This window comes from Rhodococcus coprophilus NBRC 100603 (assembly GCF_001895045.1).
Taxonomy (GTDB): domain Bacteria; phylum Actinomycetota; class Actinomycetes; order Mycobacteriales; family Mycobacteriaceae; genus Rhodococcus; species Rhodococcus coprophilus.
The window spans coordinates 182,235-194,007 of the sequence record NZ_BDAM01000007.1 but is presented as its reverse complement, the minus strand read 5'-3'; the positions used below and the strand labels follow the sequence as shown (position 1 = coordinate 194,007).

11 protein-coding genes are annotated in these 11,773 nt (G+C 68.0%); 8 read left to right on the top strand and 3 right to left on the bottom strand.

The features are described from left to right. Positions 1 to 144 precede the first annotated feature (144 nt). The 6 genes from RDCOP1_RS12840 (at position 145) to RDCOP1_RS12815 (ending at position 7,718) form a co-directional block, all read left to right on the top strand. On the top strand, positions 145 to 1,800 hold the full coding sequence (locus RDCOP1_RS12840; protein WP_072701087.1) for an NAD(P)H-dependent oxidoreductase subunit E: 1,656 nt from the start codon (positions 145 to 147) through the stop codon (positions 1,798 to 1,800). Beyond that, positions 1,797 to 4,478: a formate dehydrogenase subunit alpha gene (gene fdhF, locus RDCOP1_RS12835; RefSeq protein ID WP_072701085.1), complete on the top strand. Its 2,682-nt coding sequence runs from the start codon at positions 1,797 to 1,799 to the stop codon at positions 4,476 to 4,478. Before RDCOP1_RS12840 ends, fdhF begins: the two co-directional genes overlap by 4 nt. 180 nt (positions 4,479 to 4,658) lie before the next feature. Beyond that, positions 4,659 to 5,063, top strand: a complete 405-nt coding sequence (locus RDCOP1_RS12830; RefSeq protein WP_072701464.1) for a TOBE domain-containing protein — start codon at positions 4,659 to 4,661, stop codon at positions 5,061 to 5,063. After that, on the top strand, positions 5,060 to 5,845 hold the full coding sequence (gene modA, locus RDCOP1_RS12825) for a molybdate ABC transporter substrate-binding protein (RefSeq protein WP_072701083.1): 786 nt from the start codon (positions 5,060 to 5,062) through the stop codon (positions 5,843 to 5,845). Before RDCOP1_RS12830 ends, modA begins: the two co-directional genes overlap by 4 nt. After that, positions 5,842 to 6,642, top strand: a complete 801-nt coding sequence (locus tag RDCOP1_RS12820; RefSeq protein WP_072701081.1) for an ABC transporter permease — start codon at positions 5,842 to 5,844, stop codon at positions 6,640 to 6,642. Before modA ends, RDCOP1_RS12820 begins: the two co-directional genes overlap by 4 nt. After that, positions 6,639 to 7,718, top strand: coding sequence for a sulfate/molybdate ABC transporter ATP-binding protein (locus RDCOP1_RS12815; RefSeq protein WP_072701079.1), 1,080 nt, complete (start codon positions 6,639 to 6,641; stop codon positions 7,716 to 7,718). The genes RDCOP1_RS12820 and RDCOP1_RS12815 overlap by 4 nt, the downstream gene beginning before the upstream one ends. On the opposite strand, the gene RDCOP1_RS12810 is transcribed toward RDCOP1_RS12815, so the two are convergent. After that, on the bottom strand, positions 7,715 to 8,995 hold the full coding sequence (locus RDCOP1_RS12810; protein WP_072701077.1) for an MFS transporter: 1,281 nt from the start codon (positions 8,993 to 8,995) through the stop codon (positions 7,715 to 7,717). The two genes, RDCOP1_RS12815 and RDCOP1_RS12810, sit on opposite strands and share 4 nt — an antisense overlap. A 100-nt stretch (positions 8,996 to 9,095) precedes the next feature. Between RDCOP1_RS12810 and RDCOP1_RS12805 the strand changes: the two genes are divergently transcribed. Further along, positions 9,096 to 9,809, top strand: coding sequence for a TetR-like C-terminal domain-containing protein (locus RDCOP1_RS12805; protein ID WP_197713467.1), 714 nt, complete (start codon positions 9,096 to 9,098; stop codon positions 9,807 to 9,809). 4 nt (positions 9,810 to 9,813) lie between these two features. Next, the gene (locus tag RDCOP1_RS12800; protein WP_174555808.1) at positions 9,814 to 10,431 is read left to right on the top strand and encodes a YqgE/AlgH family protein; all 618 of its coding nucleotides are present in this window, start codon (positions 9,814 to 9,816) and stop codon (positions 10,429 to 10,431) included. An 11-nt stretch (positions 10,432 to 10,442) separates the two neighbouring features. On the opposite strand, the gene RDCOP1_RS12795 is transcribed toward RDCOP1_RS12800, so the two are convergent. Together RDCOP1_RS12795 and RDCOP1_RS21955 are read right to left on the bottom strand one after the other, a co-directional pair. Beyond that, a complete protein-coding gene (locus tag RDCOP1_RS12795) occupies positions 10,443 to 11,447 on the bottom strand; it encodes a DUF1648 domain-containing protein (RefSeq protein WP_072701075.1) in 1,005 nt (334 codons plus the stop codon). Further along, positions 11,429 to 11,746, bottom strand: a complete 318-nt coding sequence (locus RDCOP1_RS21955; protein WP_072701073.1) for a recombinase family protein — start codon at positions 11,744 to 11,746, stop codon at positions 11,429 to 11,431. Before RDCOP1_RS21955 ends, RDCOP1_RS12795 begins: the two co-directional genes overlap by 19 nt. Between the last annotated feature and the right edge of the window lie 27 nt (positions 11,747 to 11,773).

Below are 11,773 nucleotides of genomic sequence, written 5' to 3'. Positions count from 1 at the left end.
CTGGGGGCACAGGGGGCACAGCATCTTGCCCTTGAACGACACTCCATATGCGGGCGTTCGGGATGAATCGCCGTGGGAGGTTGATCGACGCGGTAGGCGCGGAGGATCATGACCACGAAGGCTACGTCCGAGTGAGGGGTCGCCATGGGATCTGCCCCACGCGACGCATTCATCGATTGGCAGACGCGTTTCGGCGTCGACGGCGCCGAGATCGTCCGTCGCCTGAAGGAGGCGCAGACCGATCACGGCACCATCGCGCGTTCGGACGTGAGGACTGTTGCGCAAGATCTCGGAATGCCGGTCGCAGCGGTGGCCGGTACAGCAGCGTTCTACGCGGATCTCGCCGTCCCTGTGCGGCAAGAACGGCACGTGCGAATGTGTCGTGGCACGGCGTGCTTCGTCGCCACAGGCGGCAGCGCAGACGAGTCCCACCTCGACGGCGATCCTGGTGGTTCGGCGTCGGTTCAGCACGTCTACTGTCTCGGATACTGCTATGCAGCTCCGGCCGCCATGGACGGTACGACACCCGTAGTGGGTCGTCCTTTTATTGCCGCGAACGCTGTTGACCGGCGCGAGGATGTGCCGGTGATTCCGTTCCGGGCTGCCGACTCCGAGGCGGTGGTGCTCGCCGGACTCACCGGCGCTGCTCGATCGTGGCAAGTATGGCCTGAGGTGGTGAAGACAACGCCTCGAGAGCACATCCGTAACGAGGTTCTCCGGGCGGGACTTCGCGGCCGGGGCGGCGCCGGTTACCCCATCGCGGCGAAATGGGCTGCCGCGGGGGCCGGGGACCCGCCTCGGTATGTGGTCGCCAACGGGGACGAGGGTGATCCCGGCTCCTACTGTGATCGACTGCTCATGGAGTACGACCCAGCGCGCGTGCTGGAAGGCTTGGCCCTCGCCGGTTACGCGGTGGGGGCACAGCACGCCTACGTCCTGGTCAGGTCCGAATATCCCGCTGCGGTCGACGCGATGCGTGCCGCCGTCGACGAAGCCCGGCGCGCCGGTCATCTCGGATCTGGGGTGCACGGCGCGGATGTCGACTTCGACGTCACGATCCTGGTGGGAGCGGGGTCCTATGTGGCGGGCGAGGAAACCGCGCTCCTCCGATCCGTGCAGGGGCTGCGGGGTGGAGTACAGGCGCGGCCGCCCTACCCGACTGCTCGTGGTCTGGCGGCCCGGCCGACCGCGGTCAACAATGTCGAAACACTCGCCGCCGTGCCGTGGATCGTGCAGCACGGAGGCCCGGCATATGCGGCGCTCGGGCTGCCCGAGGAGAACGGGACCAAGCTCGTCAGCCTGAACGGACTGTTCCGCCGTCCCGGTGTCTACGAGGTCGAGTTCGGCACCTCACTCCGGACGATCGTGGAAACCCTCGGGGGCGGGATGCGGGACGGGCAGACTCTGCGGGCAGTGCAGGTCGGCGGCCCGCTCGGTGGGTTCCTGGGATCGGACGACCTCGACGTCCCACTGTCCGCGCCCGCGCTGGCAGAAGCGGGCGCTGCACTCGGGCACGGCGGCATCGTCGCGATCGGGGACACCGTACGCGGACAGGAGTTACTGCACCATCTGTGGACCTTCGCGGATGCGGAAAGCTGCGGCGCCTGCTCCCCTTGCCGGGTCGGATCGAGGCAGGGACTGGAGCTGTGTTCGGCACCGGATCAACGTCTACCGCCGGAACGGTTGCTCCAGACGATGGAGCGGGGCAGCTTGTGTGCCTTCGGGCGCGGAATTGCAGGCGCTGTGCGCAGCCTGCTCCGTGTCTATGCGGCGGATTTCGGTGGAACGGAGGAGTCGTGAGGGCGATCGTCGACGGCACGAATGTCGAGGTACCGGACGGTGCGCACCTTCTTGCCGCGATTCGTGCCGCAGGCGCCCGTGTCCCGGCCCTGTGCCACGACGACCGTGTCTCGCCGCGGGGCTCGTGCCGGGTCTGTCTGGTCCTTGCCGACGGCGACATCGTCGCTGCATGCACGACCCCGGTTCACGACGGGGTGGTAATCGAGACCGAAGGTACGATCGCCTCGTCGATCGCACGCGGCGCCTTGGAGTTGATCGTGTCCGAGTTGCCGGACCGGGCCCTGCAGATTCCCGTCGATCGCAGCGAATTGGTGCAAGCATGCGACCTGCTCGGTGTGAGCCGGAAGCCCGGCAACGCAGTCGAACGTGGGCGGGGAGTCGACGACTCGCACCCCTACATCAGGCTGGATCGCGACCTGTGTATCGCCTGTGGCCGATGCGTATCGATGTGCGCGGAAGTCCAGGGCACGTTTGCGTTGGAACTGAGCGGTCGTGGATTCGACACCGTCGTGTCGGCCGGAGATGGTGGCGCATGGATCGATTCGCCGTGTGTGAGCTGCGGCAGCTGTGTGGATTCGTGCCCGACCGGCGCGCTCACCGAGCCCGGGTTACGCGATCCGCGTCCGATCACCGGTACGACCAGCACGACCTGTGGCTACTGCGGGGTCGGCTGCACACTGAACGTACAAACCCGAGGAGCGGAAGTCGCCGCGATCACTCCTGCCCTCGACGGACCGGTCAACCGTGGGCACGCATGCGTCAAGGGACGATTCGCGCACGGGTTCCTCCGCGCCGACGACCGCCTCGACACCCCCTTGACGAGATCGGACCGTTCCGGTCCGCTGCGGCGAACCACATGGGCAGAGGCGATCGGGTATGCCGCCGATGAACTCGCCCGGATCCGGGATCGTCACGGTGCGCAGTCGATCGGTGTCATCTGTTCAGCCCGCGCCACCAACGAAGAAAACTACCTCGCCCAGAAGTTCGCCCGAGTCGTACTCGGCACCAACAACATCGACAATTGCTCACGGCTGTGTCACGCACCCTCGGCGGCGGGGCTGACCCGCTCGCTCGGTTTCGCCGGCGGAACCAACACCATGGATGACATCGACCGCGCCGATTGCATTCTCCTCGCCGGCGCCAATCCCACCGAGGCACATCCGGTCGTCGGTGCCCGCATTACCCAACGTGTGCTCGCCGGAGCGAAATTGATCGTGATCGACCCTCGCAGAACTGGACTCGCCGACCTCGCCGACGTCCACATCCAGGCACGACCGGGATCCAATGTGGCCGTGTTCAATGCCCTGGCCCATCTGCTCATCACACACGGTTGCATCGACAGGGACTTCCTGGCCGAGCGAACAACCGGACTCACCGAACTGACCGAACTTGTCAAGGACTACCACCCCGGACGTGTCGCCGACATCGCCGACGTGCCGCAGAATCCCTTGAGGGAAGCCGGACGGCTCTTCGGTGAGGCGCAGCGTCCGATCATCGTCTACGGCCTCGGCGTCACCGAGCACATGCACGGCACGGACGGCGTCCGCACTCTCGTCAATCTGGCGCTTCTGCGCGGCGCGATCGGCACCGACGGGTGCTGCGGCGTCCTCCCCCTGCGCGGGCAGAACAACGTGCAAGGCGCATCCGACATGGGGGCGCTACCCGATCTGCTGCCCGGATACCAACCCCTCACGAACGATGCGGCCCGAAACCGTTTCTCCGATGTCTGGAACAGTCCGGTACCACCCCACCCGGGCCTTCGGATACCACAGATGTTCGATGCCGCCTGCGCAGGCGAACTGCGCGCCCTCTATGTCATCGGCGAGGATGTCGCCGCATCCGACCCGAACACCGAGCACGTCCGGAAAGCATTGGCATCATGTGAGTTGCTCATCTGCCATGACCTGTTTCCGTCCGAGACGGCGCGTGTCGCAGACATCGTGTTTCCGGCCGCATCCTTCCTCGAGAAGGACGGAACCTTCGTGAACTTCGATCGGAGATTCCAGCGTGTGCGACCCGCGGTCGCGCCGCCGGCCGGGGTCCGGACCGATTTCGACATCATCGCCGGTGTTGCTCGTGCGATGGGCGCCGACCTCGGTTGCGTCACTCCCTCGGACGCGATGGACGAATGCGCTCGGGTCGCGCCGATGTTCGCCGGCATCTCGCACCGCCGCCTCGACCTCGCGGGCCCGCTGCACTGGCCGTGTCCCGACCGCGGGAAACCCGGGCAGGCCGTCCTGTATCTCGAGCGGTTCGCCACCGGCGACGGCCGGGCCCATCTCGCGGCCCGGCCCTACCTTCCGCCGGGTGAAGCCCCCGACGCCGATTACCCCTTCGTACTCGTCACCGGCCGACGGCTGACGCACTACAACACCGGCTCGATGACCAGGCGCACACCCGACATCGACCTGACCCCGCGCGAATCCCTCGATCTTCACCCTCACGACGCTGCAGCGATGGGTGTGCAGACCGGCGGCACCGTCGAGGTCCGCAGTCGGCGTGGCACCGTGTGCCTGACCGTCACCGTCACCGACGACACCGCTCCCGGGACAGCGTTCTGCGATTTCCATTTCCCGCACGCACCGGTGAATACCCTGACCTCCGCTCGTACAGACGAAGACACCGGGTGCCCGGAGTACAAGATCACCGCCGTGGCGATTCGCCCGGTCGGTCGATAACCGGTCGGCCTTCTCCGTACTCATGTGCTCGAAGCGGGGCGATTCGTCGATGCGGTCGCTGCACACAACCGTGCGGACTGTGGGGACGGGACCGCCAGGAAGGCGCGCTCGCCTACAGGCTTGAATCATCCGCATCTGCGGAAGTATGGTCAGCTGCATGACTCGTATGCGGACGCATCGGTGACCTCCTTCCGTATCCGCGATGCTGCGGGCCTGCTCGGCGTCAGCGACGACACCGTCCGCCGCTGGATCGACCAGGGCGCGCTTTCCGCGACCAAGGACGACGCGGGCCGCAAGGTGATCGACGGACGGGAACTTGCCGCGTTCTCCCGTGAACAGGCCGATGCGGCGCCCGACCTGCTCGGCGTCGGCAGTTCGGCCCGCAACAAATTCGTCGGTCTCGTCACCCGGGTGGTGTCCGATCCGGTGATGTCGCAGGTCGAGATGCAGTGCGGTCCGCACCGCGTCGTCTCGCTCATGAGTACCGAGGCGGTGCAGGAACTCGGCCTCGAACCGGGCAGCGTCGGGGTCGCGGTGGTGAAGGCGACGACCGTCATCATCGAAACTCCCGGAGGTGCCTCGTGAAGCGGGCACGGGCCGCATCGATCCTGGCGGCGGCCGTCGCTCTGGCCTCCGTTTCCTGTGGAACGGACACCGGTGCCCGCTCCGACGGTACGAACGGTTCTTCCGCCGGGGAGACGCTCACCGTTTTTGCGGCGGCGTCGCTGAAGGACACCTTCACGGAGATCGCTGCGCAGTTCGAGGAAACGCATGACGGCATCACGGTCGATCTTGCGTTCGCGGGCTCGTCGGACCTGCTGGCCCAACTGTCGCAGGGTGCGCCCGCCGACGTGTTCGCCCCAGCCGACACCGGCACCATGAGCCGAGCCGGAGACGACGGTCTCGTGTCGGGCGACCCCGTTCCGTTCGTTACCAACACCCTCACGATCGTGACCGAGGCGGGGAATCCGAAGGGCATCGAATCGTTCGACGACCTGACTCGGTCGGGGGTGACGGTGGTCGTCTGCGCTCCGCAGGTGCCGTGTGGAGCGGCCACCGTTCGCGCGGAAGAGGCGACCGGCGTCGAACTCGAGCCGGTCAGCGAGGAATCCTCCGTCACGGATGTACTCGGCAAGATCACCTCGGGACAGGCCGACGCAGGACTGGTCTACGTCACCGACGCCCGCTCGGCAGGCGACAACGTCACCGCCGTGCCGTTCCCCGGGTCGGCAGACTCGGTCAACACGTATCCGATTGCGGTGCTGGAGGATTCTCAGAACCCGGATACTGCACAGATGTTCGTCGACTACGTCGCCGGTCCGGAAGGCCGGAAGATCCTGGCCGACGCCGGGTTCGACGTCCCGTGACGGCAGCCGCCCGCACTCCGACCGGCCTGCCGGCCTGGATCTACGTTCCGGCGATCGTCGGCGGAGTGTTCGTGGTGCTGCCGCTGGTCTCGATCGTCCTGTCCGTCGACTGGCAGCGATTCCCCGAGTTGGTCACCTCCGAGGCGTCCGTCCAGGCGCTCCTGCTGAGTCTGCGGACGGCGTTGACCAGCACCGTGCTGTGCATCGTGTTCGGTGTGCCGATGGCCGCAGTCCTCGCACGCAGCACCGCACGCGTGATGCCCGTGCTGCGCTCACTGATCCTGTTGCCACTCGTGCTGCCCCCGGTGGTGGGCGGTATCGCACTGCTCTATACCTTCGGCCGGCGCGGACTGATCGGTGAACACCTAGAGGCGTTCGGGATTCGAATCGCTTTCTCCACCACCGCCGTTGTGCTCGCCCAGACATTCGTGGCGCTGCCGTTCCTGGTGATGAGCCTGGAGGGAGCACTGCGTACCGCCGGCCGGCGCTACGAGGCCGTGGCCGCAACCCTCGGTGCTCGGCCCACCACGGTGTTCCGCCGGGTCACCCTGCCGTTGGTGCTGCCAGGACTTGTGTCGGGTGCGATCCTGGCGTTCGCCCGGGCACTCGGGGAGTTCGGCGCGACACTCACCTTCGCAGGCAGCCTCCAGGGCGTCACCCGCACCTTGCCGCTCGAGATCTACCTCCAGCGCGAAACCGATCCCGACGCCGCCGTCGCGCTGTCGCTGCTGCTGGTCGTCGTGGCCGTGCTCATCGTGGTGGCCGCTCGGGGGCGGCGGACAGGCGGCGAGCTGTGACGGGTCTGCGCGTGCGAGCGCGGGTCGACGCAAGGTCGGTGGACCTGGATCTCGAGGTGTCGCCCGGCAGCGTCGTCGCGATTCTCGGACCCAACGGCGCCGGGAAATCCACGCTGCTGAATCTGGTTGCGGGACTTGTGCAGCCGGATGACGGACATATCGAGCTCGGTGGTCGCGTTCTCACCGACACCGAAACGGGCGTGGCGGTGCCGCCGCACCGAAGGTCGGTTGCTCTGCTCGCGCAGCAGGCACTGCTGTTCCCACACCTGACCGCCGCAGGCAATGTGGCGTTCGCGCCGCGTAGTGCCGGGATGAGCCGAGGCGCCGCGCACGCGGAGGCACTGCGCTGGCTCGAGGCCGTCGAGGCCCTGGAGTTCGCCGACCGCAAGCCCCATCAGTTGTCGGGCGGCCAGGCACAACGGGTCGCCATCGCCCGTGCTCTGGCCGCCGGCCCCCGACTGCTCATGCTCGACGAGCCGATGGCAGCACTGGATGTCGCTGCGGCACCGGCGATCCGGTCGCTATTACGACGGATTCTGCGCGAGGAGCAACGTACCGCGCTGCTGGTCACGCACGACCCTCTCGACGCGCTTGCCCTCGCGGACCGCGTCGCGGTCGTCGAGTCCGGGCGCGTCGTCGAACACGGCACCGTGCGCGACGTTCTCACTCGCCCACGTAGTACCTTCGCCGCGCGAATCGCGGGAACGAACCTGATTGCCGGCACCGTCACGAGCGACGGACTGCACGCCGAGGTGGGCACGGTACGAGGGGTCGTCGACGACGAGTGTGTGGAGGGCGATGCCGCTGCGGCCGTGTTCGCCCCCGCGGCGGTCGCCGTGTATGTGGAAGAGCCGCACGGAAGTCCGCGCAATGCGTTCGAGGTGATCGTGACCGAACTCGAAGTCCGGGGGGCGACGGTACTGGTGCGCGCTGCGGGCGGTCTCGCCGCCGAGGTGACCCCCGCCGCGGTTGCCGACCTTGCTCTCGAACCGGGTTCGAAAGTGTGGTTCGTGGTCAAGGCGGCGGAAGTACACGTCCATGGTGCCGCGCTTCCGGAGCGTGCGATGCGCGACTAATCACGCATCCGCCTCGAGGCGAGTACGGCAGCGAGCGCACATGCGTAGATCAGACCACCGGCAACCGCGAGTGCCGGCGAGTGACCGTCGGGCGCGATGACGAAGGCCGACGCAGCAATGGCGGTGAGGAACGCGAGATTGAACACCGTGTCCTGCAATGCGAACACCTGCCCGCGTCGCGCGTCGTCGATCTCGATCTGCATCGCGGCGTCGCCGGTCAGTTTGATGGTCTGGCCGGCGAGTCCGAGGAGGAACGCGGCGACCAGCAGGAATTCGATCGTCAAGGGGGTCACGAACGCGAACTGCACGACCGTCGCGGCGATCAATCCCATGATCACCGTGCGAGGGCGTCCGAGCCGGGGCAGGAGCACAGGTGTGAGCACTGCCGCGACGAGCATGCCGGCTGCGGTGCAGGCCACGGCGACGCCGAATCCGACGAGTCCGCCGGAGCCATCGGAGGTGGTCTCGGCTGCGCGCAGGACGAGCAGGGTGATGAGGGTGTTCAGGCCGAACACGATGCGGTGGGCCCCGATACCGAGCATCGCGGCGGCGACACCGGGATGCTCGGCCACGGCGCCGGCGCCGGTACGCAAACCCGCGAGCACCGCGCGTACCGGGGACCGGGGACGTGCGCCGTCGGGTCCGAGCGCGTGGCGGGCGAACCCTCCGGCGGCGACCGCGCCGACGATCGAACCGCTGACGCCGAGCGCCACCGCGACACCCGACCCGGTGTCGCCCGCGCCGACGGCACCGATCGTCGTGACCGCGACGGCGGCGCCCGCAGCCGCGACCACCGAACCGGCTGTCGCCAGAACGGAATTGACCGGTACAAGCCATGATCGGGCCGCGACGTGAGGTAGTGACGCCGACACCCCGGCGAGAACGAACCGGCTCACTCCCACGGCGGCCAGTGCGAGCAGCATGAGCGGCAGTTGGGGTCCTCCGGCGAGCAGCACCGCCGCGGCGGACGCGACGAGCACGCCGCGCGCCGCGTTGGCCCACAGCAGCACGAGCCGGCGATCCCAGCGGTCGAGCAGTGCTCCGGCGAATGGGCCGATCACCGAGTAGGGCAGCAGGAGAACCGCGAACCCCACGGCGATGTCCACCGGGTTCGTGTGCCGTTCCGGGTTGAAGAGGATCGCTCCGCCGAGGGCCGCCTGGAACAGCCCGTCCCCGAATTGCCCGGCGAAGCGCACCGCGGTCAGTCGCGCCAGCCCCGGGGAGTGACGCAACGCCGTCGCGGTCGATCGCCAAGCCTGCTTCCGCGAATCCCGCACACCTCGACCCTATCGACCGCGCAGGTGGCGGTTCTTCCCGCACGGTCGTGAGCGCCGCTCACATTTGTTTGCGGTGCTCGCGGTAAGGCACGCTGGGAAGGTGACGACACCCCGCGCCCGTGCCCGCGCTCGCACCCTGGCAGACATCGTGACCATCGGCCGTAAGCATCTCGCAGCCGGTGGGGCCGAGGCACTCTCGTTGCGCGCGGTAGCCCGCGACCTCGGGGTGGTCTCGTCGGCGGTATATCGGTACGTGGCCAGCCGCGACGAGCTTCTGACACTTCTCGTGATCGATGCCTACGACGATCTCGGCGATGCCGTCGACGCTGCGGTCGCGGCTTCGGACCCCGACGACCACCGGGCGCAGTTCATTGCTCTGGGCCGCGCGGTGCGCGCGTGGGCGCTCGCAGAGCCCGCTCGATACGCGCTGATCTTCGGCACCCCCGTGCCCGGCTATCACGCGCCCGCCGACCGGACCAACGAACCGGGCACCCGCGTCGTCCTGCGTCTCGTGCGCATTCTGGACGAGGCGCACCGGGCAGGGGCGCTGGAGGCGTCGGCCGGGGTGGAAGTGACGGCCGGACTCGTCGCAGATCTCGACCGTATCCGCGCAGAGATCGCCGCGGACCTGCCCGACGAGGTCCTGGCGCGGGGATTGTTCGTGTGGCCGACGGTGTTCGGCGCCGTGAGTTTCGAAGTGTTCGGCCAGTACGGCACCGGCACGTTCACGGACCCGGAATCGGTATTCGACTACCACCTCGCATTGCTTGCGCAGGCCGCCGGGTTCCGCCCGGCATCGGGGCGAGCACGGTGACAGAATGTTTCCCGTGGCGCAGCACCAGGAGGAACCCGAGGACCGCACCGCACCTGTGACTCCGAGGGTGCGGCCCGGAAGTCTCCTGGTCGCCGCCACCGACCTCACCGAACCCACCTTCCGCCGCAGCGTCGTCTACATCGTGGAGCACACTGCTTCCGGCAGTTTCGGTGTCGTGCTCAACCGCATCAGCAACACCTCCGTCGATGCGATGCTGCCGCGCTGGACCCGGCTCTCGGCGGCGCCGAAGGCGTTGTTCGTCGGCGGACCCGTCCACCGGAGCTCGGCGCTGTGTCTGGGCACGGTGCGTGTCGGGGCGACCGTCGACGGCGTGCCCGGTATCCGCCGTGTCGACGGCCGTGTCGTGATGATCGATCTCGATTCGGATCCGGCCGTCATCGCCCGCCATGTCGAGGCGGTGCGGATCTTTGCGGGGTACGCGGGGTGGAGTGCGGGCCAGCTCGATCGGGAGCTGCGCAACGACGATTGGATGGTCGTCTCCGCACTCCCGTACGACATCTTCGCGCCCGCTCACCTCGACCTGTGGGCGCGCGTGTTGCGTCGCCAGCCGCTACCGCTGGCACTGCTGGCAACCCACCCGATCGAGATCGAACGGAACTGACCTGCCCACCCTCAGGAGGACGGTTCGGTCAGCCCGGTGGCGTCGGTGGGTGCGTTCGCTCCGCGGCGATCCGCGAGTGTGTTGAGTGCCCCGGCCAGCTCGCCCGCCCGCGCCGAGGTGACGGTGAAGACGTGGCCCGACGCGATCGTCACCACCACGGCGGGGCCGCTCGTGGTGACGAGGCCGTACCTGCCGCGCCCCTTCACCCGCAGACCCCAGCCTCCCCAATCCTGGAACGGGCGGGTCTCGGTGACGTCGGCCCCGACGATCTCGTCGAGGTCGTAGAGCACCGCATCCGTCGCGAGATTGCGTACCCGGATGCCGTCCTCGTCCACGATCACGGTGAAGCGCAGCAGACTCACGACCAGCACGGCGAACGCAGCGACGAGCACCGACGGCCACCAGCTGTCGGCGACCGCACACACCAGCACGGTCGGCACGAGGATCAGGCCCAGGAGGACGACTGTGGTGCCGGCGCCGATGCCGACCCGGTCCACGAGCGGTGACTCGACCGGTCCGCGCGGCAGGTCGGGTGCGGGAGGCTGTGTCGCGGGTATGCGTTCGCGGCCGTCGCGGAGCAGGGCGGCACCCAGCCATCCGACCGCGGCACCCGCGATCGTGCCGACGGCGATCGACCACGTGGGAAATGTCGTCTGCGCCGCATCCGCAACGTCGAGTTGGCTGCCGAGCACGGCGACGTACGTCGCGACCATCAAACCCGTGACCCCGAGACCCATGACGAGCATGTAGCGACGCATCATCAGCAACGACCGGGCGAGCGCCGCGATCGCACAGCAGCCACCGCCGACCAGCACGACGAGCAGCGCCATCGTCCAGGCCGAGGATTCGACCGGGCCGAAGGAATCCGGGCCGGAAACACCCCAGTGGGTCGCCACCTCGTCGGGGAGCCGTGGCTCCCAGAGGTGGGCGAGGAAGAGCATCGAGGCGGCGGCAAGTACCGGAAGTGCAACGCCGAAGAGAACACCGACAGGATCGATCACGCGGGTCTGCGACACGGCCTCACCCTAAGGGCCCGAAGTCTCGTTCGCGCGTGGAGTTGGTCGAGTGGAGCCAGCGACCGTCGTCGGAGTCGAACATCGATCCGGTGGGAGTTGGTGGCGACGAGGGTGTTGCCTTCGCGGCAGGCGGCGAGTGCTTCGCGCAGACCGGGCCGGTGTCGATTGCGTCCGGTGTAGCCCTTGTCGGTATAGATCCGTGCGTCGGGGACTCCGAGGCGTTTGAGCGCTGTGCGTTGCGCTCGCAAATCTTGGCCCGCGGCGTTGCATCGGGCATAGCCGATCAGGATTCCGTGCATGCGGTGGTGATAGTGCTGTTTGGGTCA

What these genes read in the sequence shown, in the direction of transcription:
- RDCOP1_RS12840 (WP_072701087.1), top strand. Translation starts at nt 145, where the DNA reads ATGGGATCTGCCCCACGCGACGCATTCATCGATTGGCAGACGCGTTTC.
- RDCOP1_RS12800 (WP_174555808.1), top strand. Translation starts at nt 9,814, where the DNA reads ATGTTTCCCGTGGCGCAGCACCAGGAGGAACCCGAGGACCGCACCGCA.
- RDCOP1_RS21955 (WP_072701073.1), bottom strand. Translation starts at nt 11,746, where the DNA reads ATGCACGGAATCCTGATCGGCTATGCCCGATGCAACGCCGCGGGCCAA.